At 61.5% G+C, this 23,361-nt stretch carries 22 protein-coding genes; 14 read left to right on the top strand and 8 right to left on the bottom strand.

Annotation, left to right across the window (positions count from 1 at the left end):
* Nucleotides 1-4 precede the first annotated feature (4 nt).
* Nucleotides 5-1,096, bottom strand: a complete 1,092-nt coding sequence (gene aroC / locus ACZZZU_RS21865; RefSeq protein ID WP_463551794.1) for a chorismate synthase — start codon at nucleotides 1,094-1,096, stop codon at nucleotides 5-7.
* A 130-nt stretch (nucleotides 1,097-1,226) separates the two neighbouring features.
* Here aroC and ACZZZU_RS21860 point away from each other — a divergent pair, with 130 nt between their 5' ends.
* The gene (locus ACZZZU_RS21860; protein ID WP_463551793.1) at nucleotides 1,227-2,183 is read left to right on the top strand and encodes an alpha/beta hydrolase; all 957 of its coding nucleotides are present in this window, start codon (nucleotides 1,227-1,229) and stop codon (nucleotides 2,181-2,183) included.
* 97 nt (nucleotides 2,184-2,280) lie between these two features.
* A complete protein-coding gene (locus ACZZZU_RS21855; protein ID WP_463551792.1) occupies nucleotides 2,281-3,099 on the top strand; it encodes a hypothetical protein in 819 nt (272 codons plus the stop codon).
* 348 nt (nucleotides 3,100-3,447) lie between these two features.
* Here the strand turns inward: ACZZZU_RS21855 and prmB are convergent, their stop codons facing one another.
* On the bottom strand, nucleotides 3,448-4,362 hold the full coding sequence (gene prmB, locus ACZZZU_RS21850) for a 50S ribosomal protein L3 N(5)-glutamine methyltransferase (RefSeq protein ID WP_463551791.1): 915 nt from the start codon (nucleotides 4,360-4,362) through the stop codon (nucleotides 3,448-3,450).
* A 182-nt stretch (nucleotides 4,363-4,544) separates the two neighbouring features.
* Here prmB and ACZZZU_RS21845 point away from each other — a divergent pair, with 182 nt between their 5' ends.
* From ACZZZU_RS21845 to ACZZZU_RS21820, 6 genes are all read left to right on the top strand, one after another.
* The gene (locus ACZZZU_RS21845; RefSeq protein WP_122496721.1) at nucleotides 4,545-5,138 is read left to right on the top strand and encodes a cysteine hydrolase family protein; all 594 of its coding nucleotides are present in this window, start codon (nucleotides 4,545-4,547) and stop codon (nucleotides 5,136-5,138) included.
* A gap of 108 nt (nucleotides 5,139-5,246) precedes the next feature.
* Nucleotides 5,247-5,567, top strand: coding sequence for a hypothetical protein (locus ACZZZU_RS21840; RefSeq protein WP_122496719.1), 321 nt, complete (start codon nucleotides 5,247-5,249; stop codon nucleotides 5,565-5,567).
* Between the two features lie 70 nt (nucleotides 5,568-5,637).
* Nucleotides 5,638-6,195: a Smr/MutS family protein gene (locus tag ACZZZU_RS21835; protein ID WP_463551790.1), complete on the top strand. Its 558-nt coding sequence runs from the start codon at nucleotides 5,638-5,640 to the stop codon at nucleotides 6,193-6,195.
* A gap of 88 nt (nucleotides 6,196-6,283) precedes the next feature.
* On the top strand, nucleotides 6,284-6,829 hold the full coding sequence (gene folE / locus ACZZZU_RS21830) for a GTP cyclohydrolase I FolE (protein WP_122451324.1): 546 nt from the start codon (nucleotides 6,284-6,286) through the stop codon (nucleotides 6,827-6,829).
* 219 nt (nucleotides 6,830-7,048) lie between these two features.
* Nucleotides 7,049-7,525 carry a bacteriohemerythrin gene (locus ACZZZU_RS21825; protein ID WP_122496715.1) on the top strand — a complete coding sequence of 159 codons (477 nt, stop codon included), beginning with the start codon at nucleotides 7,049-7,051 and terminating at the stop codon, nucleotides 7,523-7,525.
* A 94-nt stretch (nucleotides 7,526-7,619) separates the two neighbouring features.
* A complete protein-coding gene (locus ACZZZU_RS21820) occupies nucleotides 7,620-7,991 on the top strand; it encodes a glutathione S-transferase N-terminal domain-containing protein (RefSeq protein WP_122496713.1) in 372 nt (123 codons plus the stop codon).
* Nucleotides 7,992-8,000: 9 nt separating this feature from the next.
* On the opposite strand, the gene ACZZZU_RS21815 is transcribed toward ACZZZU_RS21820, so the two are convergent.
* From ACZZZU_RS21815 to ACZZZU_RS21805, 3 genes are read right to left on the bottom strand one after another with little or no spacing between them, the layout of a single operon-like run.
* Nucleotides 8,001-8,234 (bottom strand): anti-sigma factor family protein, encoded by a 234-nt coding sequence (locus ACZZZU_RS21815; protein WP_463551789.1) that lies wholly within the window; start codon nucleotides 8,232-8,234, stop codon nucleotides 8,001-8,003.
* Nucleotides 8,228-8,839: an RNA polymerase sigma factor gene (locus tag ACZZZU_RS21810; protein WP_463551788.1), complete on the bottom strand. Its 612-nt coding sequence runs from the start codon at nucleotides 8,837-8,839 to the stop codon at nucleotides 8,228-8,230. Before ACZZZU_RS21810 ends, ACZZZU_RS21815 begins: the two co-directional genes overlap by 7 nt.
* Nucleotides 8,839-9,960, bottom strand: coding sequence for a beta-ketoacyl-ACP synthase III (locus ACZZZU_RS21805; protein ID WP_122496704.1), 1,122 nt, complete (start codon nucleotides 9,958-9,960; stop codon nucleotides 8,839-8,841). Before ACZZZU_RS21805 ends, ACZZZU_RS21810 begins: the two co-directional genes overlap by 1 nt.
* A gap of 236 nt (nucleotides 9,961-10,196) precedes the next feature.
* Between ACZZZU_RS21805 and ACZZZU_RS21800 the strand changes: the two genes are divergently transcribed.
* The 5 genes from ACZZZU_RS21800 (at nucleotide 10,197) to ACZZZU_RS21780 (ending at nucleotide 16,478) form a co-directional block, all read left to right on the top strand.
* The gene (locus ACZZZU_RS21800; RefSeq protein ID WP_463551787.1) at nucleotides 10,197-11,453 is read left to right on the top strand and encodes a serine hydrolase; all 1,257 of its coding nucleotides are present in this window, start codon (nucleotides 10,197-10,199) and stop codon (nucleotides 11,451-11,453) included.
* Nucleotides 11,454-11,737: 284 nt separating this feature from the next.
* The gene (locus tag ACZZZU_RS21795; RefSeq protein ID WP_463551786.1) at nucleotides 11,738-12,484 is read left to right on the top strand and encodes a gluconate 2-dehydrogenase subunit 3 family protein; all 747 of its coding nucleotides are present in this window, start codon (nucleotides 11,738-11,740) and stop codon (nucleotides 12,482-12,484) included.
* A gap of 6 nt (nucleotides 12,485-12,490) precedes the next feature.
* A complete protein-coding gene (locus ACZZZU_RS21790) occupies nucleotides 12,491-14,254 on the top strand; it encodes a GMC family oxidoreductase (RefSeq protein WP_463551785.1) in 1,764 nt (587 codons plus the stop codon).
* Complete coding sequence (locus tag ACZZZU_RS21785) at nucleotides 14,251-15,471, top strand: c-type cytochrome (RefSeq protein WP_463551784.1); 1,221 nt, start codon at nucleotides 14,251-14,253, stop codon at nucleotides 15,469-15,471. Before ACZZZU_RS21790 ends, ACZZZU_RS21785 begins: the two co-directional genes overlap by 4 nt.
* A gap of 185 nt (nucleotides 15,472-15,656) precedes the next feature.
* Nucleotides 15,657-16,478: an enoyl-CoA hydratase/isomerase family protein gene (locus ACZZZU_RS21780; RefSeq protein WP_463551783.1), complete on the top strand. Its 822-nt coding sequence runs from the start codon at nucleotides 15,657-15,659 to the stop codon at nucleotides 16,476-16,478.
* Between the two features lie 212 nt (nucleotides 16,479-16,690).
* Here the strand turns inward: ACZZZU_RS21780 and ACZZZU_RS21775 are convergent, their stop codons facing one another.
* Nucleotides 16,691-17,134 carry a hypothetical protein gene (locus tag ACZZZU_RS21775; RefSeq protein WP_463551782.1) on the bottom strand — a complete coding sequence of 148 codons (444 nt, stop codon included), beginning with the start codon at nucleotides 17,132-17,134 and terminating at the stop codon, nucleotides 16,691-16,693.
* Nucleotides 17,135-17,312: 178 nt separating this feature from the next.
* Nucleotides 17,313-17,750 (bottom strand): HIT family protein, encoded by a 438-nt coding sequence (locus tag ACZZZU_RS21770; protein WP_122496686.1) that lies wholly within the window; start codon nucleotides 17,748-17,750, stop codon nucleotides 17,313-17,315.
* Between the two features lie 341 nt (nucleotides 17,751-18,091).
* Here ACZZZU_RS21770 and ACZZZU_RS21765 point away from each other — a divergent pair, with 341 nt between their 5' ends.
* Nucleotides 18,092-19,090, top strand: a complete 999-nt coding sequence (locus tag ACZZZU_RS21765; RefSeq protein ID WP_122496683.1) for a TRAP transporter substrate-binding protein — start codon at nucleotides 18,092-18,094, stop codon at nucleotides 19,088-19,090.
* Between the two features lie 143 nt (nucleotides 19,091-19,233).
* Here ACZZZU_RS21765 and hrpA read toward each other — a convergent pair whose 3' ends face one another.
* A complete protein-coding gene (gene hrpA, locus ACZZZU_RS21760) occupies nucleotides 19,234-23,283 on the bottom strand; it encodes an ATP-dependent RNA helicase HrpA (protein ID WP_463551781.1) in 4,050 nt (1,349 codons plus the stop codon).
* Nucleotides 23,284-23,361 lie beyond the last annotated feature (78 nt).

Genomic DNA, 23,361 nt, shown 5'->3' with positions numbered 1-23,361 from the left:
GAAATCACAGCTGGCCCAGCACCGGGGTGCTGACGTGTACGTCGGCGTTCTGCCCGCGGTTACGCAGCAGGTGGTCGAGCAACACGATGGCCATCATTGCTTCGGCAATCGGCGTGGCGCGAATGCCCACGCACGGGTCGTGACGGCCTTTGGTGATGACATCTTGCGGCTGGCCGGCGACGTCCACCGAGCGGCCCGGCGTGGTGATGCTTGAGGTGGGTTTCAACGCCAGGTGCGCCACGATGGGCTGGCCCGACGAGATGCCGCCGAGAATGCCGCCGGCGTTATTGCTGAGGAAACCTTCTGGCGTCAGCTCGTCGCGGTGCTCGGTGCCGCGCTGGGCAACACAGGCGAAACCAGCGCCGATTTCCACGCCTTTCACCGCATTGATGCTCATCAGCGCGTGGGCCAGGTCGGCGTCCAGACGGTCGAAAATCGGCTCGCCCAGGCCAGGCATCACGCCATCGGCCACCACGGTGATTTTCGCGCCGACCGAATTCTGATCGCGGCGCAGCTGGTCCATATAGGCTTCCAGCTCCGGCACTTTGCTGGGGTTGGGGCAGAAGAAGGCGTTTTCTTCGACGCTGTCCCACGTTTGGAACGGAATTTCGATAGGGCCGAGTTGGCTCATGTAACCGCGCACCTGAATGCCAAAACCGGCCAGCACTTTTTTGGCGATGGCACCGGCCGCCACGCGCATCGCGGTTTCGCGCGCCGAGCTGCGGCCGCCGCCACGGTAGTCGCGTACGCCGTATTTGTGGTGGTAGGTGTAGTCGGCGTGAGCTGGACGGAACAGGTCTTTGATCGCCGAGTAGTCTTTGGACTTCTGGTCGGTATTGCGGATCAACAGGCCAATCGGCGTGCCGGTGGTTTTGCCCTCGAAGACGCCGGAGACGATTTCAACTTCGTCGGCTTCCTGGCGCTGCGTGGTGTGGCGGCTGGTGCCGGGCTTGCGGCGGTCCAGGTCGATCTGCAGGTCTGCTTCACTAAGCACCAGGCCGGGCGGGCAGCCGTCAACGATGGCCACCAGGGCCGGGCCATGGCTTTCGCCAGCGGTGGTGACAGTGAACAGCTTGCCGTAGGTGTTGCCGGACATGCAGGGGCGCTCCGCGAAATCAGCCAAAATAAGCGCCGAGGAGTATACCCGCGCCACGGGACCAGTTCATCCTCGAACCTTATTCCATCTGCTGCGTCCAAACGCCTACCTCCCGCTATGTAGCCCTCCTATGCCGCGCGCGCTTGCCCTGCTGCTGTTCCTGCTGATGCCTGCTGTAAGCCAGGCGCAATCGTTCACCGTATTGCAACGGCCGCTGACGCTGGACACCGCCGAAGGCCAATTGCACGGCACCTTGCTGCTGCCCAAAACCGACCTGCCGGTGCCCGTTGTGCTGCTGATTGCCGGCTCCGGGCCCACCGACCGTAACGGCAATAACCCCGAAGGCGGCAATAACGACAGCCTTAAACTGCTGGCGCAGAACCTGGCGCAGAACGGCATCGCCAGCGTGCGCTACGACAAACGCGGCATTGCCGCCAGCCGCCCCGCCACGCCGGATGAGCGCGACCTGAGCGTCGACAAATATGTGCAAGACGCGGTGGGCTGGAGCAGCACGCTTCGCCAAGATCAGCGTTTTTCCACCCTGACGCTGATCGGACACAGCGAAGGTGCGTTGATCGCCACCCTGGCCGCGCCTAAGGCCGGCGCCGATGCGCTGGTGTCGATTGCCGGCACCGGGCGGCCCATTGACCAAGTGATCAAAGAGCAACTGCGCGAACGCCAGCCCGCCGCCTTGCTGCCGCAAAGCCTGTGGACCATCGACCAACTCAAAGCCGGCCAACCGGTGCCCCACGTGCCGGAGGCATTGCAGGTGCTGTTTCGTCCCAGCGTGCAGCCGTACCTGATTTCACTGTTCCAGCAAGACCCGGCCGGCGCCTTCGCGCGGCTGACCATGCCGGCGCTGATCGTGCAGGGCAGCCATGACATGCAGGTTGAAGTGAAGGATGCCAACGCATTGAAAGCCGCCAAGCCGGACGCGCAGCTGGTGGTGATCGCGGGCATGAACCATGTGCTGCGCATCGTCGCCAACGAGCCGAAGGCGCAATTGGCGTCCTACAACAACCCAAAGCTGCCGCTGGCCCGCGAGCTGACAAGCCGCTTGGTCGACTTCGTGCTCGCCGTTCACTAGTAGCACTGCGCCAGCCTCAAGCGGCGCACGCCATAGCCGATAGAAACCCAGACGAGTACGCTTCTGCGTACCGCAACCACGGCTTTGGACCACGCGCATGGCAGACACCGACATCGAACAACCCGCGCCGCTTTCCGAGGAAACGCCCTCCGAAGAAACCGCCGTCAGCGAAGTCAATGCGGCGCTTCCGCACCCGTGGAACGCCCTGCCCGACGACCAGCTGCGCCTGCTGCGCTTGGCGCCCCTGCCCGCCGACCGCTACACCGGCAGCCGCCCGTTGCGCTTTGTGCAACTGGGGCGCCTGGCCCGCCACAGTCCCGACCTGAGTTTTCTGCGCCTGACCATCAACCTGCCCGGCATCATGACCCGCAAGGGCGACAACGTGCTGGAAGTGTGGATTGACCACCGGCTTAAAGAAGTGCGCTTCGGCCCGGACAAAGGCATGCGCCTGGAGCCGATCAACCGAGGCCTTGGCCGTTTCCTGCTAGCCCAAGGCATCGCCTGGGCCCAACAGCGGTGCGCGCACTACACCGTGGAAGGCGGTGCGTTGGGGATAAAAGACGTGCTCAGCGAAGATGCCCGTTTACGCCGCGACCATTTCCTCAAAGCCCAGGGCTTCGACATCGACTACGCCGATGCCCAGCAAGCCAAAGCCACCTACTCCGCGTCGCGCGTGAGCTCGCTGCGTGGCGACTGGAACAAGGAAAAGGTGCAAAGCATCGAACTGATGGACGCCGCCGCGATGCTCGAACACGCCGACCACAGCCTGCGCGAGCAGGACGTCAAACTGCTGAAACAACAGCAGCGCATCGACAGCCTGCGCCGCGAAGAAGGCACGCAGCGGTTCACCATTGCGTGTCTGGTGGCGTTTTGTGTGTTTCAGGCGGGGTTGTTTATTTGGATGGCGTCTCGGTAACAAACTCAACGGCCAAAACAAACTCAACGGCTCTGCTCCCCTCTCCCGCATGCGGGAGAGGGGCTGGGGGTGAGGGCAGCGGCGGACCCGGTCTCAGCTAAAAGCCCCTCTCCCGCCCTTCGGGCACCCTCTCCCGCAAGCGGGAGAGGGGAAATGTTCAGAACCGCGTGGGGCTTAAACGATGTTGCGATAGAGCTCCCCTCGCCCGCTTGCGGGAGAGGCGCTGGGGGTGAGGGCCGCGGCGCGCTCGGTCTCAGACAAAAGCCCCTCTCCCGCCCTTCGGGCACCCGCTCCCGCAAGCGGGCGAGGGGAAAAGTCCGAAACTGCGCAAGGCGTTAGAGGCGGACTTCAAACCCGCTCTGCAAACAACCCCTGATGCCGCCGGCACTGCTCAGCCGTCAGCAAAAACACGCCATGCCCACCGTTGGTGAACTCGGCCCAGGTGAAGTCCACTTCCGGGTACAGCGCTTCCACGTGCACCTGGCTGTTGCCGACTTCCACGACCAGTAAACCCTGCTCGGTCAAATGGTCAGCCGCTTCGGCGAGCATGCGGCGCACCAGGTCCAGGCCGTCGTCGCCGCAGGCCAGGCCAAGCTCCGGTTCGTGGTGGTATTCGGCGGGCATGTCGGCGAAGTCTTCGGCATCGACATAGGGCGGGTTGGAAACGATCAGGTCAAAACGCTGCGCCGGCAAACCGGCAAAGCCGTCGCCTTGCACGGTGAAAACACGCTCTTCTAGGCCATGACGCTCAATGTTCTGGTTCGCCACTTCCAGCGCCTCGAACGACAGATCCGCCAACACCACTTCAGCTCCGGTGAATTCATACGCGCAGGCAATGCCGATGCAGCCCGAGCCGGTGCACAGGTCGAGAATGCGTGCCGGCGTGGCGGCCAGCCAGGGGTTGAAGCGCTGTTGAATCAGCTCGGCAATCGGCGAGCGCGGAATCAGCACGCGCTCATCCACTACAAATGGCAGGCCACAGAACCAGGCTTCGCCCAGCAGGTAAGCAGTGGGAACGCGCTCTTCGATGCGTTGTTTGAGCAGGGTATGCAGGTAGTCGCGCTCGTCGTCTTCGAGGCGGCAGTCGAGGTAGGCGTCGGCCACTTCCCACGGCAGGTGCACGGCGCCGAGCACCAATTGCCGCGCGTCGTCCCAGGCGTTGTCGGTGCCATGGCCGAAGAACAGTTCTTCGGCATGAAAGCGGCTGACAGCCCAGCGAATGTGGTCACGCAGGGTACGCAAACGGGAGGTCGAAACGGTCACAGCGGCATCTCCAAAGTCGAGGCCGGCAGTTTAGCCGAAGGCGCTGGCGGCTCGGTCGCTTTCTTGCCATCGGCGCACGCGGCGCAAAATCGGCCCATAGCACAGACGTACAAGTAAATGGTTCACACGCACCGCCTGTGGGGTGACAATGACGCCCATTCGCGTCTGTCAGGAGCCACGACATGTCCCAACCGCAAACCTTACTCCAGCTCACCGGCCGCAGTTATCCGCCGGCCAGTTTGAGTAATGCCTGCCTGCTGATTATCGATGCGCAAGAGGAATACCGCAGCGGCGCCATGCCCTTGCCCGGCCTGGACGCCGCCATTGCGGAGATCGCCAGCCTGCTCGAAACCGCCCGCGCCAATGGCACGCCGATCGTTCATGTAAAGCACCTGGGGGTTCCCGGCGGCTTTCTCGATCCGCAAGGCCCACGCGGAAGATTCATGCCCGAATTGGCGCCGCTTCCGAATGAAACCGTGGTGGAAAAACGCCTGCCAAATGCCTTTTCGGGCACTGACCTGCACGGTCGCCTGGAAGCCATTGGCCGTCTGGATCTGATTATTTGCGGCTTCATGACCCATTCCAGCATCAGCACCACTGTGCGCGCCTGCAAAGATTACGGTTACCGCTGCACCCTGGTCGACAGCGCCTGTGCCACGCGCGACCTGCCGTACGGCGAGGGCGTGATCAGTGCCGCCGAGGTGCACCGCACTGAAATGGCCATTCTGGCGGACAACTTCGCCGCGCTGGTCAGCCACGCCAAGGCTTTAATCTAAGCCTGTTTCCCACGCCAAACCGGGCGCCCGCCGACTTCCGACGGCCCGGTGAGTGAACCTCGACCCCGTGCACCGGTCATACCGCCGACACCCTGAAAGGAAAGCGGAATGAAATTGTCTGATGGTTTCGATGCCCGACGCCTTCGCCCACGCGGCCCCGGAAGCTGGCGCTGGCGCTTCGCGGCCGCCCTTTCGGCGCTGTTCGCCGTGCTCGGAATTTTGCTGGCTATGGCCGGCGCCGCCACGCTGCTGGGTCGGCCACCGGCCTTGGGCGGCTTGAACGACACGCCCGGCAGCGCCACCGTGATTCTGGTCTTTGGCTTGGTGTTGCTCTGGCTCGGCATTGCCGCCTGGCGCCGCTGCCGCCGCCGTCTTCGTCGTCCAAGCGATCTGGCACTGGCTCCGCATTTGATGAAAAAACACGACTGATTCGCCGGGGGGTTGTTCGCCCCAAGTGGCGAACGGATGGGTAAACTCGGCCCATTCGCGGAGACCTCCCATGCAAGACGACGACTTTTCCCTCTTCAAAAACGAAACTCGCGGCATCAAACCTCTCCAGCACGACCGTGCCGAAACCGGTAAACCCAAAGCGGACCGCGCCCGTGTGCAGGCCCTGCGCCAGGCCGCGACCATTTCCGAAGGCGTTACTCGTGTTGATGGTTTGTCTGACCAGTTCGTTATCGACGTCGGCGCCGAAGACCCGCTGTACTGGGCGCGCGACGGCGTGCAAGACGGCCAGATGCGCAAACTCAAGCTGGGCCAGATCAGCTTCGAAGGCAGCCTCGACCTGCACGGCATGAACGTCGAGAAGGCCCGCGACACGCTGTGGGAATTCCTTGCCGAAGCCAACAAGCTGGAAATCCGCTGCGTACGGGTCACCCACGGCAAAGCGGTGCGCATGGATGGCAAGCGGCCGATGATCAAAAGCCACGTCAACACCTGGCTGCGCCAACACCCGGGCGTGCTCGGCTTTACCTCGTGCCTGGCAAAACACGGCGGCACCGGCGCTATTTACGTGCTGCTCAAACGCACCATGATGGATGGCCGCGACGAGTAGGACGCTTCTCATGGAGTGCTTGCAAGCGGCAGTGCCGCGCCCTACCCTGCGTCTTCTGCTTACTGCCCCCATGCCTTACAGGTAGATCATGTCTCTGGAACAGAATTACACCGCGATCCTCAGCCAATTGGGTGAGGACGTTTCCCGCGAAGGCCTGCTCGACACGCCCAAGCGTGCCGCCAAAGCCATGCAGTATCTTTGCCGCGGTTATGAACAGACCTTGGAAGAAGTCACCAACGGTGCCCTGTTCAGCTCCGACAACAGCGAAATGGTGTTGGTGAAAAACATCGAGCTGTACTCGCTGTGCGAACACCACCTGCTGCCGTTCATTGGCAAAGCCCACGTCGCCTACATTCCTAGCGGCAAAGTGTTGGGCTTGTCGAAAGTGGCGCGCATCGTCGACATGTACGCCCGCCGCCTGCAAATTCAGGAAAACCTCAGCCGCCAGATCGCTGAAGCGGTGCAGACCGTCACCGGCGCCTTGGGCGTCGCAGTGGTGATCGAAGCGCAGCACATGTGCATGATGATGCGCGGTGTCGAGAAGCAGAATTCGTCGATGGTGACGTCGGTAATGCTCGGCGAATTCCGCCAGAACGCCGCCACCCGGAGCGAGTTCATGGGCTTGATTCGCTAAGCCACGCCATACGAAAAAAACCGGCCACTGTGCCGGTTTTTTTGTGCCTCGAATTCGCCGTGCGACGGTGTGTACGCGCGCGGCTCTTCGCAAATCTCTAGGAAAACTCCTACAAACATAATCGACCTTGATGTAAGTCAGGCCCCGTCCTAAAGCCGCTCACTAGCCTTGGCGCATCCGCTCGCACGCCGTCGAGCAGCACGCTAAGGACGCAATCGCATGGCTTATTTAGTCTGGCAGGAAGACCTCAACACCGGCATTCAGATCATCGACGATCAGCACAAACGAATCGTCGCCATGATCAACCAGCTGATTCACGCCGACGAAAACAACCACAGCCGCGAAGAAGTCGGCGAGGTGCTCAGCGAATTGGTGGACTACACCCTTTCGCATTTCGCCTTTGAGGAAGCGCTGCTGGAAGAAGCCGGTTACGCCTTCACCCGCCCCCATAAACGCGTGCATGAAATCTTTACCGACCGGGTGAGCGAGTTCAATTTGCGTTTTCGCGCTGGCGAAGACGTGACGCAGGAGCTGATCAACCTGTTGTCACGCTGGCTGTTCAACCACATCCGCAACGACGACAAGGCCTACGCCCAGACGGTGAAGAACAACATCAACGCCCTGGTGAACAACAAACACAGCGGCGGCTGGCTATCGCGCTCGTTCAAACGCTTTTTCGGCGAAGCCCACGCCTGATCGGCGGCGCGGCTAAATGCGCTCCGGCTAAGGCCAGGGCGCACGCATTCAGGTAAGCTCCGCCCTCGAATTTTCAGCCGTTGAGGGTGTTCTGGTGCTTATCAAAGCGTTACGGGTTGGCTTGGGCCAGCTCATTGTGTTCATCGACTTCATAACCCGCCCGCGCAAACAAAAGCGCACGCCCGAGGCGCAAGCCCAAGTCGCCCAGGCCACCTCAGGCATGGCGCTGTATCAGTTCCAGGCGTGCCCGTTTTGCGTACGCACCCGCCGCACCATGCACCGCCTGAATCTGCCGGTTGAGCTGCGCGACGCCAAGAACAATGAGCAACACCGCCAAGCGCTATTGGCCGGTGGCGGCGCGATCAAAGTGCCGTGCTTGCGTATCGAAGAAAACGGCGGCACCACGTGGATGTATGAATCCAAGGCGATCATGCAGTACCTGGAAGATCGCTTCGCCACCGTATAAATAGAAGGTCTACTGACCGTTTCTTTGCAGCTCGGCCAAGCGTTGTGCCAGGCCGTCGAGGTCAGGAATCGGCGCCTCTGGCAGGTCGCGCAATACCACTCGGGTAAGGCGCATCTGCCGGATAAACCGACGGCAATTGGTGCAGCTGGCCAAGTGCAGGCGCACGGCAATGCGTGAGCGCAGGCGCAATTGCCCGTCGAGAAAATCACTCGAATGGGCGACCAGTTCTTTACACGTCAGCAATGCCCCGTCTCCTCGAAATGCTCCAGGGTGGCAAACACCTTGAGCCGTGCGCGATGCAACAGCACCCTTGCATTGGAGAGCGAGATGTCGAGAAGATTACAAATCTCCTCCAACTCCAAGCCCTGCCGTTCGCGCAGGTTGAGCACGCTGCCTTGCAAATCCGACAGACTCGCCAAGGTTTTCTCCAGGCATTCGCGCAGCTCGTCTTCGGTGAGCAACGCCTCCGGCGAATCCTGATGCCAGTTGTGCGGCGCCAGTAGCCAGTGGCCGTCTTCGGCGAAACGGCTGTCGTCGATGCTGCCGTGGGGCGATGGAATATCGTCCAGCAGCACTTCGCGGCGGTTGTGTTTCAGGCGGGTTTTGGCGGTGTTGGCGGTGATGGTCAGCAGCCAGGTTTTCAGGCTGGAGCGGCCCTGAAAACCAGCCAGATTGCGCACCACCGCCAGCCAGGCGTCTTGCACCACTTCATCGGCATTGCGGCTGCCGACAATGGCATAGGCCACCGCGCGCATCGCGCTCTGATAGCTGGCGACCAACTCGCGAAAGGCCAGTTGGTCGCCGGCCAGCAGGCGTGGCAGTAACTGCGCGTCGGGCGGCGCGCTCATCAATGCTTACGCAGAATCACGCTGCCAATGGAGTAACCGGCGCCGAACGAGCTGAGCACACCCAGGGTGCCGCTTGGCAGGTCGTCCTGATTTTTGTGAAAGGCGATAACCGAGCCGGCCGAACTGGTGTTGGCGTAGGTGTCGAGAATCACCGGCGCTTCGTCCGGCAAGGCGTCGCGGCCCAGCAGCTTTTTGGTGATCAGCAGGTTCATGCTCAGGTTGGCTTGGTGCAGCCAGAAGCGTTTCACGTCAGACACCTGAATGTCGTTGGCGGCCAAGTGCTCGCCCACCAGCTCGGCCACCATCGGGCACACGTCACGGAATACCTTGCGGCCTTCCTGCACGAAGAGTTTGTCGCGCTGGCCGATGCCCTCTTCCGCCGCGCGGTTGAGGAAGCCGAAGTTGTTGCGGATGTTGTTGGAGAACTGAGTCAGCAGCTTGGTGCTGACGACGTCGAACTGGTAGGCCGAAGTAGCCAGATCGGCACGTTCCACCAGCACGGCGGTGGCGGCATCGCCAAAGATGAAGTGGCTGTCGCGGTCGCGGAAGTTCAGGTGACCGGTGCAGATTTCCGGGCTTACCACGAGAATCGCGCGGGCTTGGCCCAGTTGAATGTTCTGCGTGGCTGCCTGAATGCCGAAGGTGGCAGAGGAACACGCCACGTTCATGTCGTAGGCGAAACCGGTGATGCCCAGCGCGGCTTGCACTTCAATGGCCACGGCCGGGTAGGCGCGTTCCAGGTTCGAGCAGGCGACGATTACACCGTCGACGTCCGCCGCCGTTTTGCCGGCGCGTTGCAAGGCTTGCTCAGCCGCCGCCACGCCCATTTGGCAAAGAATGCCCCACTCTTCGTTGGAGCGTTCCGGCAGACGTGGGGTCATGCGTTGCGGGTCGAGAATGCCTTCTTTGTTCATTACAAAGCGGCTTTTGATGCCGGAGGCTTTTTCGATGAAAGCGCTGCTGGACTCGCTCAGCGCCTCGACTTCACCGCGTTCAATGGCGGCAGCGTTGTCGGCGTTGAATTGCCGCACGTACGTATTAAAGGACTCCACCAGCTCATCGTTCGAAATGCTGTTTTCCGGGGTAAATAGGCCGGTACCGCTGATGACGACGTTATACACGGTCGATCCTCTTGCAACGTTATTGATCGGAATGGCGGCTATTGTGCCCGAAAAGGACTACAAATCCCCAGCGATACCGGCAGACGTTCGTCACCACCGAGAAGGCACACAACGGCGTCCGATACAGCAAGGGCAGTCTTCGGAAAAGGCACCAGGAACGGCCGGATGCGTCAGCTTAAATAGCGCTCGGCCCCTATGGTTGACTGGTTTCCCACTGCCGACGGAGCGCCTCGCCCATGACTGTCAACGCCGATTACCCCGCTAGCTGGCGGGAAAAAATTCAAAATGAGCTGCGCTTTTCCGTCGCCAACGGTTTACCCGGCGCGGTGATCGCCGCCCATTGCAAGGGCCGACCAGTGCTGTTCGAGGCGCACGGTCAACAGCGGCGCTACAACGAAACGGCACTAATGCCGACACCCGAGCCCATGCGCGCCGATACCCTGTTCGACCTCGCCTCCCTGACCAAAATCTTTTCCACCACGCTGGCGCTGATGCACTTGGTGGACGTAGGCGCGGTGAGCATCGACGCCCCTGTTTCGCATTACCTGCCGACCTTCGCTGGCGGCAGCAAAGCAAAGGTTACGGTGCGGCATTTGCTGCAGCATCGATCGGGCCTGCCCTCGTCCTTTCATTTTTACGACCCCAAGCAAGTGCCCGTCGCGTTTTACTCTCAGAGCCGAACGCAAACATGCTGGCTGCTGCCCCTGGTGCCGCTGCGGCATGAGCCCGATAGCGTGACGCTCTACAGCGACGTCGGCTTTGCCATGCTGGGTTTGATCATCGAAACCGTCACGGGCGTTCGGCAAGACGCGTACGTTCACGAACACATCTATGCGCCGCTGGGCTTAGATGACACCGGCTACAAAATGCGCGAACGCGGCATCGACCGAAACCGCTTCGAAGCCACGGAGCGCTGCGGTAATACCCGTGATGGGCACGTCTGGTTTCCCAACATTCGCACCTACACGCTGCAGGGCGAGGTGCATGACGAAATGGCCTATTACGCCATGGGCCAAGTCTCTGGTCATGCAGGACTGTTTTCCACCGCAGCCGACCTCAGCGTATTGAGCCAACTGCTGCTCAACGGCGGCAGCCTGGGCGATTACCGCCTGTGCTCGGCGCAAACGGTGCAGTCGTTCACCCAAACGCTAAATGCCGACGCCACATACGCACTGGGTTTCCAGGTGCCAACAGCCAGCACGCAGCTAACTTATGGCGTGCTGCTGCCGGCCGCTGGCAACGCCGTGGCGCACACCGGGTGGACCGGAAAGTGCGTGGTGCTCGATTTCGCCCACCAATCGAGCTTCCTTTTATTAACCAACAAAAAACACAGTCCCGTGCTGGCCTTGCCCAACGGTGACTGCAATCACTTCGCCGGCGATCTGCTGCCCAGCGCTTTGTACGGCGCAACCGTGCAGCTGTTCTACGCCGGGCTGCTGGCCGCTCAAGCGGCTCGCCTTGAAGCTGCGGACACAATGTCGGAATGCGTCTAGCACGCGGATTGTTACCCCAGCCGCAACAGATATTTACGCGGATAAAACCTGCAACAATTTGTAATGAACCGTAGTCTAAAAATCCGCGCGGACAAGACGACCGCGGATAACGCCCTGCCGTTAATCCGCATCCGGGGCCGTAAACGGCCACCTTTCGCACCCTCGCTTCGCTCGTCTGACCCTACGGCCAGGCTCGCAAAAAACCCGTGAACTGATAACGGCAGGCCCGCCTCTACCAAGCTGTAACCCAGCACCCGAGGCGCGCGCTGCGTCAGGAGCCCTGCATGACTGAGCAATCCAAAGGCTTCACCCGCCGGCAGTTGTTGAAAACTTCCGCCACCTCCCTGGCCATTGGCGCCGCCGCAACCGCCCAGGCGGCCACCGTGATCGGCACGCCCAAATGGCTGCCCTTCGACCACAACGGCCCGCTGCACTATGACAGTCCGGGTTGGCAATTTTTTACGGCAGAGGAAGTGGTTGAGCTTGAGGCCATCGTTGAGCAGCTGATTCCTGCTGACGAACTGAGCGTCAGCGGTAAAGAAGCCGGCTGTGTGGTGTTCATGGACCGCCAGATGATGAGCGACTACGGCGACTTCGGCCGCTTATATATGCAAGGCCCGTTTACCCCCGGCACGCCCGCACAGGCCGACCAGTCGCCCTTGGTGCCACGCGAGCGTTATCGCCTCGGCCTGGCCGGGCTGAACAAATATTGCCAGGCCACCTTCCAGAAAAAATTCAGCGAGCTGCCACCGGAGCAGCGCGACAAGGTGCTGGTCGACCTGGAAAAAGGCACCATCACGCTCGAAGGCATCGAAGCCAAAGCGTTCTTCCAGCAAGTGCTGGATAACACCATGGAAGGCTTTTTTGCCGACCCAATCTACGGCGGCAACCGCGACATGGTGGCTTGGAAAATGATCGGCTTCCCCGGCGCGCGCTACGACTACCGCGACTACGTGGGCATGCATAACCAGAAGCTGAACCTCACGCCGCTCTCGATCATCGGCAGCTCCGCCTGGAATAAAAAGGGTTAACTCATCATGGCTAAAAAACTTCCTTCCACCGATGTGGTGGTTGTCGGCCTCGGCTGGGCTGGCTCAATTATCGCGAACGAACTGGCGGACACCGGCCTCAACGTCATCGGTTTTGAACGCGGCCCGTGGCGCGACACCGCCAGCGATTTCAACCTGGCCCACGCCACCGACGAATTGCGCTACAGCCGCCGCCAGGAGCTGATGCTGCGCACCAAGCAAAACACTTGCACGATGCGCAATAAAGAATCGGAAACCGCGCTGCCCATGCGTGTGTGGGGCTCGTTCCACCCCGGCAACGGCACCGGCGGCGCCGGCAACCACTGGGCCGGCATCACCTTTCGCTTCCAGCCTGAAGAGTTCCGCCTGGCCAGCCATTTGAAAGAACGCTACGGCAAGGAAGTTCCCGCAGAGCTGACCCTGCAAGACTGGGGCACCACGTGGGAAGAAATGGAGCCGCACTACGACGCCTTCGAGCGGTTGGCTGGTGTGTCTGGCAAGGCCGGCAACCTCAATGGCACCATCGTTGACGGCGGCAACCCATTCGAAGGGGCCCGCTCCAAGGAATACCCGAACCCGCCCACCGCGCAAACCTACGCGCCGACGCTATTCGCTGAAACCGCGAAAAACCTCGGTTACAAGCCCTTCCCGGTGCCCTCGGCGCTGGCCTCGCAGGCTTACACCAACCAGTTGGGCGTCACCATGGGGCCGTGCACGTTCTGCGGCTTCTGCACCAACTACGGCTGCGCCAACTATTCCAAGGCCAGCGCCATCGTCAACGTGCTGCCAGCGCTGATTCGCAAGCCCAACTTCACCGCCAAAACCAATTCCGAAGTGCTCAAGGTGGTGATGGACAGCACCGGCACCCGCGCCACCGGCATCATTTATGTCGACTCCAGCGGCGAAGAGTGGGAACAGCCGGCCGAGATTGTGGTGATCGCCGCGTTCATCTTCGAAAACGTGCGGCTCATGCTGCTTTCAGGCATCGGCGAACCCTACAACCCCATCGCCAACACCGGCACCACCGGCCGCAATTTCGCCTACCAGACCGCCAACAGCGTGCGCATGTTCTTCAACGACAAGAACTTCAACCCGTTTATCGGCGGCGGCGCTATCGGCATGGGCATCGACGAATTCAACAACGACAACTTCGACCACTCCGGGCTTGGCTTCGTCGGGGGCGGCAGTACGCGCGTCACCCCGATTGGCGCCCCGCCCATCGACTCCCGACCCGTGCCGCCGGGCACTCCGAACTGGGGCGGGAAGTGGAAAAAAGCCACGGTGGAAAACTACCTGAGCAGCATGTCCATCGGCTGCGAGGCCAGCAGCTACACCACGCGCAATAACTACTTGTCGCTGGACCCGAACTACACCGACCCGCACGGCCGGCCGCTGCTGCGCATCACCTTCGACTTCCCTGAAAACGACCTGAAGATGGCGCAGTACTGCACCAACAAAGTCGTGGAAATTGCCAAGGCCATGAACCCGCGAGAATTCGTACCGGCACCGAGGAAAGGGCCGTGGTCGAACACCTCGTACCAGTCGTCGCACATCGTCGGTGGTTTCATCATGGGCGCCGACCCGAAGAACAGCTCGGTCAACAAACACCTGCAAGTGTGGGGCGTGCCCAACCTGTTTGTGGTCGGCTCGTCTGCCTTCCCGCAGAACCCCGGCTACAACCCCACCGGCACCGTGGGCGCGCTGGCCTTCAAAGCGGCGGACGCCATTCGCCGCCTGTACCTAAAACGCCCCGGGGAGATGATCAGCGTATGAAAACTTTCATTTCCCTGGGCGCCTTTGCCCTGTTCGGCCTGAGCCTCAGCGTTCACGCAGCTTCTGGCGCCGACTCGTACAACATGGTGGAAAAAGGCCGCTACCTGGCCGTGCTGGGCGACTGCACTGCCTGCCACACCGTGCCCGGCAAACCGGCGTTTTCCGGTGGCGTGGCCATTGAAACGCCGTTTGGCAAACTGGTCGGCGCCAATATCACGCCCGACCGGGAAACCGGCCTGGGCCATTGGAATTTCGACGACTTCCAGGCCGTGATGTCCGAAGGCCACAGCCGCGGCGGCAAACGCCTGTACGGCGCCATGCCCTTTACCGCGTACACCAAGGTCACGCGCGAAGACAACCGCGCCCTATGGGCGTACCTGCAGACGTTGGAGCCGGTGAACAACCCGGTTGAAACCAACCAACTGCCCTTCCCCTTCAACGTGCGCACCAGCCTCATTGGCTGGAACTGGCTGAACTTCACCGCCGGTGAGTTCGTGCCCAACGCAGAAAAAACGCCGCAGTGGAACCGAGGCGCGTATCTGGTGGAAGGTCTTGGTCACTGTGGCACCTGCCACACGCCGAAAAACATCATCGGCGGTGACGACAATGACCAGTTCCTCGCCGGTGGCGATTTGCAGGGCTGGATCGCGCCGGACATCACCTCCAACCCGCACAGCGGTATGGGTAAGTGGAGCAACGAGGACATCGTCGAGTACCTGAAAACCGGCGCCAACCGCTTCGACATCGCCTCCGGGCCGATGGCCGAGGCCGTGGAAAACTCGACTCAGCACTGGACCGATGAAGACCTGATGGCGGTAGCGGTGTACCTCAAAGATGGGCAGAAACCGTCACCGGCGCCGCAGCCGGTAGCGGCCGATGACCCGGCGATGGTAGCGGGTAAAGCGTTGTACGCCGACCGCTGCTCCGCCTGCCACGTGCCGAACGGAGAGGGCATCAAAACCCTGTTCCCGAAACTGGCCGCCGCGCCATTGGTTAACAGCACCGACCCGACCTCGCTGATTCGCGTGGTACTGGCCGGCAGCCGTGCCGGTAGCACCGAAGCCGCACCGACCGGGCCCGCCATGCCGGCGTTCGCCTGGAACCTCACGGACGAAAACGTCGCTGACGTGCTGACTTACGTGCGCAACACTTGGGGCAACGCCGCGCCGGCTGTAACGGCGGGCGAAGTGGCCAATTTGCGAGAGAACCTGCAGTAACCGCATAACCCTGTGGGAGCGGCTTTAGCCGCGATGCTCTCGAAAAGCATCGCGGCCAATCGGAGTGCCGCCCTGCCGCTCCCACAGGGACCCGCTGCCGTTATGCCCTGCATCACCCAACTGGATAGTCCTTGAGCCGCGCCCCGACGCCGCGCCACTCTGCTGAGATCCACAAGGAGACCAGCATGAGCGACTACCGCACCCTCACCCGCCACGATGCCAACGGCGTGGCCACCATCGAATTTGATCACCCGCCCATCAACCTGATGGACCGCGAGGTGATCATCGACCTGCTGAAACTGGCGAAAAGCCTGGAAGCCGATAAAGCCACCCGCGTCGTGCTGTTTCGCAGCGCCAACCCGGAATTCTTCATCGCCCACTTTGACCTCGGCAGCCAACTTAATCAGCCAGCGCCGCCGCTGCCCGAAGGCCAGGCCAGTTTGCTCAGCGCCCTGTTCACGCGCTTTAGCCGCCTGCCGCAAGTGACCATCGGCGAACTGCGCGGCCGTGCGCGCGGCGCCGGCAGTGAATTTTTGTTGGCGCTGGACATGCGCTTTGCCTCACGCGAGCACGCCCTGTTGGGCCAGCCAGAAGTGGCCGTCGGCTTGCTGCCAGGCGCAGGCGGCACGGTGCGGTTAACGCAACTGGTCGGACGTGGCCGCGCTTTGGAAATTTGCCTGGGCGGCGCCGACTTCGACGCTGACATGGCCGAGCGCTACGGCTGGATCAACCGCGCCGTTCCCGACGCGAACCTCAGCGCCCATTGCGAAGCGCTGGCGCAACGCATCGCCAGTTTTCCAGCGGCGGGCATTGCCCATATCAAAGCGGTGGTCGAACAGGTGAGCGCTGCACCGGAGGCGGCGCTGGTAGAAGAATCGCAACGCTTCGGCGCCGACATGAATGCACCAGCGACACTGGAGCGGGTGCAATGGATGATGGAAAACGGCGGGCAAACGGACGGGGAAATGGAGCGCGAGTTGGGTGCCAACCTGGCGAAATTCGCCTGAGCGCTAAGGCTCCGTAGAAGCGGCGCTCGCCGCGATTTGGCGTGATCTGAAATCACCGTTTTCAGTAACGACAAAAAAGCATCGCGGCTGAAGCCGCTCCCACAGAAGGTGGGTGTTGGCGCTGAAGCTTTGGCAGAGAATTTCAACCCACCTCCGTCATCCCCGCGCAGGCGGGGATCCAGAATCGCGAACGGGAACGCCAAACTCGGCGCTTATGCCGGTCGCAAGATAGCCACTGCCTGCTCGCCGTATTGCACGACGTACCCGCCATGCGCGCGTTGCCAGTCGCGCGCTGAAGTCGGGTCCGGGAACCAGTGTTTTTCGTAGTCGCCAAAAGCGCCGGCGTCTAGGCGGTAGCGATCCAGGCAGGCGGCTTCGCGGGTGTCGATTTCAGCCTTGCAGCTCGCCCAGTCGGCGTAGCCCAGTTCTATCGCTAACAGACGCAGCAGCGTTTTCAACTGCAGCGCGGCGCGGTTGGCCTGCAACGCGGACACGCTCAAACCACCGCTAAGCTTCGCCGCGTGCAGCCGGCGCAACACCGGCAGCGCCACGCTCAAGCTGTCCGAACGAGCGTGCCGCAACAGACGCCGCGCGTGGCTGCGTAGAAAATCGCTGTGTCGATGGGTGGGGGACAACGGGTTGGATGTAGACCACATAAACCTTTCCTCTTCTAATGTGGCCGTTCTCGCTGCGGCGTGAAGATTCAGGTTGCGGTAGATCCGAAGAAAAAACCGAACGACAGGTGCGGCTGGCTTTTGCGAGAGCGGGCGCCCTGTCGCGCCCGGTGGCAAGTTTAGTGTGGGGCGTAACTCAGTGACAAGGGTGCTGTGGACATCACCCGTTCAGACGCTTCACCAAACGCGCTTGCAACGCCTGCAACTCACCCGCGTCGGCCTTCTGGCTGGCGTGAACACCAAGGCCTTCGCCGGCGTAGCGCGGCACGATGTGCATATGGATGTGGAACACCGTTTGCCCGGCTGGCGCGCCATTGAACTGGGCGATTTGCACGCCGGCCGGTTCCAGTTCCTCAACGATCGCGCGGGTGAGTGTTTGCACCACGGCCATAACCTTGCCCAACGCACCGGTATCGACTTCCAGGATGTTGCGCGCCGCCGAGCGTTTGGGGATCACCAAGGTGTGGCCGAACGACTGCGGGAACACGTCGAGAAACGCCAGCACGTCGTCATCTTCGTACAGTTTGTAGCAGGGCGCGTCGCCGCGAATGATCTGGGCAAAAATGTTCTGGTTGTCGTAATCGCCGTGCAGGCTCATCTAGGTTCTCCGTCCGTTGGGCTGAGGGCAAACCATACCGGCTCAGCCCCTCGTCTGAAAACCCCACTATTTTTCAGAATTGCGAGCGCCTCGGCATACCACAGGTTGCGGCGCGCGGCGCTTTACGGAAAAATCCCCGCCCTTCGCAAACCTGGCGGTCCTACCCTGGCCCACCAGTCATGGCGGCCCTACCAATAATAAACAGCACCGCGATCCGCGCTTGCCCCGAGCAGGCTACGGCACTTATCGCCCATCGCTGACTACATCCGACACACGCATGCCCCGTTCAGGCCACAAGCCTGAGGCGGGTTCTTTGGCTTGGCAGAATTTAAGGAAAACCGATGTTCAAGTATCTGTCTTTGGCGCTCGCCGCCTTGCTGCTGACGATCAGCCCCTCAATGGCGACGGCTGAAGATGCAGCCCCGATCGTTATCAAGTTTTCCCACGTGTCGGCGGAAAGTACGCCCAAGGGCCAAGGCGCCTTGCTGTTCAAAAAATTGGTGGAAGAACGCCTGGCCGGCAAAGTAAAGGTTGAGGTGTACGCCAACTCCGCGCTGTTTGGCGACGGCGAAGAACTGGCCGCGCTGGCCGATGGCCGTGTGCAAATGCTGGCGCCGTCGCTGTCGAAATTCGACAAGTACACCAAGCGCCTGCAAGTGTTTGACCTGCCGTTCTTGTTTACCGATCAGGCAGCGGTCGACCGTTTCCTCAAGCGTGAAAAAAGCCGCGAACTGCTGCGCTCGATGAACAGCAGCAACATCTACGGCCTGGGCTTCTGGACCAACGGCATGAAGCAGCTGTCGGCTAACAAAGCCCTTCACACCCCGGCCGATGCCAAAGGCCTGGCCTTCCGCATTCAAGCGTCGAGCGTGCTGGAAGCCCAATTCGCAGCCCTGGGCGCCACCACCGTGAAGCTGCCGTTCGCCGAGACCTACAAGGCGTTGGAAAGCGGCACCGTACAGGGCACGGAAAACCCGTGGTCGAACTTTGTTTCGCAGAAGTTCGAGAAAGTGCAGCCGTACGTGACCATCACCAACCATGGCGTGCTGAGCTACATGGTGGTGACCAACAGTAAGTTCTGGACCAGCATTCCCTTCCAGATCCGCAGCGAGTTGGAGTCGATTCTGGACGAAGTGACCCTCTCGGTTAACCAGACCGCCGAAGCCAATAACCAGCGCGATTACGAGCAGCTGGTAGCGGGCGGCAAGGCCAAAATCATCACCCTGACGCCGGCCGAACAGGCAGCCTGGCGCGAGGCGATGCTGCCGGTGTGGAAGCAGTTTGAAGGTGAGATTGGCGCCGATGTGTTGCATGCGGCGCGGGCTGTGAATCGCAAATAAAAAGCGTACCCTCTCCCCCAGCCCCTCTCCCCTAGGGGCGAGGGGAGCTAATCGGTGACTGGGGCAATATCGCCGCTTTCGCTGCTGATCCCCTCGCCCCTCGGGGAGAGGGTTAGGGAGAGGGGGGAAGCAGCGACGCCGCGTTAACCCTCCACCGCCGCCCACTGCTTACCCAAGCGCTTATCCGACACCGCCACCTTCGTGCCCAACTGCTGGGCAAACAACGACACCCGATATTCCTCGAGCATCCAGCGATACAGCACCAGCTGTGGATCACGCTTGCCTTCCTGCGCGTGCTTATCGGCTCGGGCCTGGTATTGCGCCCACAACCCAGCCAGCTCGCCGCTCCACACCCGGTCTTTCTGCAATTGCGAGCCGAGTTTGTCGAAGCGCTGTTCGATGGCTCTCAGGTAGCGCGGCAGTTCTTTTAGCCATTCGGCCGGGGTTTCGCGCACGAAGCCTGGGTAGACCAAATGGCTTAGCTGCGCCTTGATGTCGTTGAGGGCGACGGCTTGAGCCAGGTCGATTTTGCCTTTGAAGCGCTTTTGCAAACCGTGCCATAGCTTGAGAATTTCCAGGGTCAGGCGCGCCACGCGTTCGGCGTGCTCGGCCCAGGCGCCACGCTTTTTCTCGGCCAGTGCCAGCAGGCCGACACCGTCGCGGGGCAAGGGGTTTTCGCCGTCGAGGATGCAGGTGTCGAGGCTGGCCAGCAGAATGTCTTCCACCAACGCATCGACCCGGCCCAGGTCTCGGTACAACAAGCCCAAGTCCGTCAGGCCCGGCAATTTGCTGCGCAGAAACTTCGCCGGCTCACTGAGCTGTTGCAGGAGCAAGCGCTGCAAGGCGCGACGGTGTTGGAATTCGGCTTCGGCAGCAGTGGCAAAGCGGCCTTCTTTGACCGTGCCGCCCTCCTCCACCAGCGCCGGGTACACGGTCATCGACAAGCCGGCGATGTTTTGCTGCGTGGTCTGCGCCACCGGGGCGAACACTTTGGCTTCGACCGGTTTTTGCTGTTTGTCGGTTTTAACCATGGCCAAGGCGGCCTGGCTGGCTTCGGCGAAACGCGCTGTCAGTTCAGCCAGGTCACGGCCTTCTCCGAGCAACTTGCCCTGACCGTCGACCACTTCAAGGTTCATTTTCAGGTGGTTTTCTACCTGCCGTTCCGCCTCGGCCCACGCCTCTTCCGTTACGCGCACACCGGTCATGCGCTGCAATTCAGCGCTCAAGGCTTGCACCAACGAGCCTTGCCCGAAGGCGATGCGCGACAACGCGGCTTTGACGAAATCCGGCACCGGCACAAAGTTTTTGCGCAGGGCTTTGGGCAGCTCACGCACTAGGGCGATGCACTTGGCTTCGAGCAAACCCGGCACCAGCCATTGCAGGCGCTCGGCGGGAATTTGCGGCAGCAACGGCGCCGGCACGCGCAGCGTGACGCCGTCGCGCGGGTGGTTGGGCTCGAAGTGATAGGTCAGCGGCAGGCGCAAGTCGCCCAGTTGCAGGTGGTCGGGGTACTGCGCGTCTGTCACTTCGCTGGCGTCGCGGGCGAGGATGTCTTCCTCGCGCATGATCAGCAGCTGCGGATTTTTCGCGCTTTCGGTTTTGTACCAACTGTCGAAGGTGGCGGTCTGGTAAATGTCGGCCGGCAGGCGCGCGTCGTAGAAGGCGAACAGGGTTTCTTCGTCGGCAAGAATATCGCGACGGCGAGCCTTGGCTTCCAGTTCGTCGAACAGCTCCAGCAGTTCCTGGTTGGCTTTCAGGCACTTGGCGCGCGACTGAATTTCGCCGCGCACCAGCCCTTCGCGGATAAACAATTCACGCGCCACTGCCGGCTCAATCGGGCCAAAGTGCACCGGCCGGCGGCCGACCACGATCATGCCGTACAAGGTGATCTGTTCGAACGCCACCACTTGCCCGCGTCGTTTTTCCCAGTGCGGTTCGAAGTGGTTTTTCTTGATCAGGTGGCCGGCCAATGGCTCGATCCAGTCCGGCTCGATTTTGGCCACCTGGCGGGCGAACAGCTTGGTGGTCTCCATCAGTTCAGCGGCCATGATCCATTGCGGTTTTTTGCGGCCGATGACGCTGGAGGGGTGAATCCAGAAACGCCGCTGACGGGCACCGAGGTAGTCGCCGTCTTCGGTTTTCTGCCCAATCTGGCTAAGCAGGCCGCACAGAATGGCTTTGTGCACGGCGGCGTAATCTTTGGCGCGCTGCGCCGTTTCCACAGCGTCGGCGGTTTTGGCGGCGGGCGGATTGGCTTTGGTGCTGTTGGCGCTGGCGTTGGCGTTGGTCTTGGGATCGCTTTCGCGCGCGAGCTCGCTCCTGCGGGACGAATCGGCGGCGCGCTCTGGGGCCAGTTTGAGTTCGCGGGTAATCAGCACCAGTTGGCGGTGGGCGTCACGCCATTCGCGCAGGCGCAAGTAGTTGAGGAAGTTTTTCCGGCACCAGTTACGCAGCGGGTTGGAGCCCAGCTCCTGGCGCTTTTCCTCGAAGCCGCGCCACAGGTTGATCAGGGCGGCGAAGTCGGAGTCGACGTCTTTCCACTGCGCATGGGCCTGGTCAGCGGCTTGCTGGCGGTCCATCGGCCGCTCGCGCGGGTCTTGCACCGACAGCGCGCTGGCGACGATCAGCAATTCATCGAGGCTGCCCAGCTTGGCGGCTTCCAGCACCATGCGGCCCAGGCGCGGATCGATGGGCAAGCGCGCCAATTGCCGGCCAATTGGCGTCAGCTGACTTTCACGGTTTACCGCCGACAATTCTTGCAGCAGGTTGAAACCGTCACTGATGGCTTTGCCATCGGGTGGCTCGATAAAGGGGAACGCGTCGATCTCGCCCAGGCGCAGGTGCAGCATCTGCAAGATCACCGCTGCCAAGTTAGTGCGCAGAATCTCCGGGTCGGTAAAGGCTGGGCGCGCGAGGAAATCTTCCTCGCTGTACAAACGCACGCAAATGCCCGGCTCCACCCGCCCGCATCGGCCTTTGCGCTGGTTGGCGCTGGCTTGCGATACCGCTTCGATGGGCAGGCGCTGCACCTTGGCGCGGTAGCTGTAACGGCTGATGCGCGCGGTGCCGCTGTCGATCACATAACGAATGCCGGGCACGGTGAGCGAGGTTTCCGCCACGTTGGTGGCCAGCACAATTTTGCGTCCAGCCATGGGCGCGAAAATCTTTTGCTGCTCGGCCGGCGTCAATCGCGCATACAGCGGCAGCACTTCGGTGAAGCGTAAATTGGCTTTGCGCAGCATGTCGGCGCAGTCGCGGATTTCGCGCTCGCCGGGCAGGAATACCAGCACATCGCCAGGGCGTTTACCTTCGCTGCGCTCGAACGCGTCGATTTCGTCCAGCGCGGCGAGAATGCCTTGGTCGACGCTCAGGTCATCCACCAGGCTTTCGCCCTCCTCGTCGACCTCTGCCACCAATGGCCGGTACCAGGTTTCAACCGGGAAGGTGCGGCCCGAGACCTCAACAATCGGCGCATTGTCGAAGTGCTTAGAGAAGCGATCGAGGTCGATGGTGGCCGAGGTGATGATGACTTTTAAATCCGGGCGACGCGGCAGCAGCGTTTTCAGGTAGCCGAGCAGGAAGTCGATGTTCAGGCTGCGTTCGTGCGCTTCGTCGACGATCAGCGTGTCGTACTTTTCCAGGTAGCGGTCGTGCTGGGTTTCGGCCAGCAAAATACCGTCAGTCATCAGCTTGATCAGCGAGCTGTCTTTGCTCTGGTCTTCGAACCGCACCTGGTAGCCGACCAACTCGCCCAACGGTGTGCCGATTTCTTCGGCCACCCGCGTTGCCACACTGCGCGCCGCCAAGCGCCGTGGCTGGGTGTGGCCAATCAGGCCATGCAAGCCACGGCCGATTTCCAGGCAAATTTTCGGCAGCTGCGTGGTTTTCCCCGAGCCGGTTTCGCCGGCAATGATCAGCACCTGATGCTTGGCCAACGCCGCCTTGATTTCATCGCGTTTGGCAGCGATGGGCAGGCTGTCGTCGTAGCGCATCACCGGCACACTCAGGCGCCGCGCCTCGACCTTGGCGCAGCTCTGCTGGAAGCGCTCCAGCCATTGCGCCAACTTGCCTTCGTCGGCGTGCCCGGCTTTGCGCAACTCGTGCAGTTGCCGGCGAAGACGATGGCGGTCAGCGACCAGGGCTTGATCGAGGTTTTTCAGCAGGGCGTCAAAGGTGGGCGTGGCGTCGGTCATTGGCGGGTGGGCAACGGTCAAAAAGGCGGGGGCAGATTGTCGCAGATTTTGCCGGTGACCGGCGTTCGCGACATCTGC

Source organism: Pseudomonas sp. AC136 (assembly GCF_979258585.1).
This window is presented reverse-complemented; position numbering and strand designations above follow the sequence as displayed.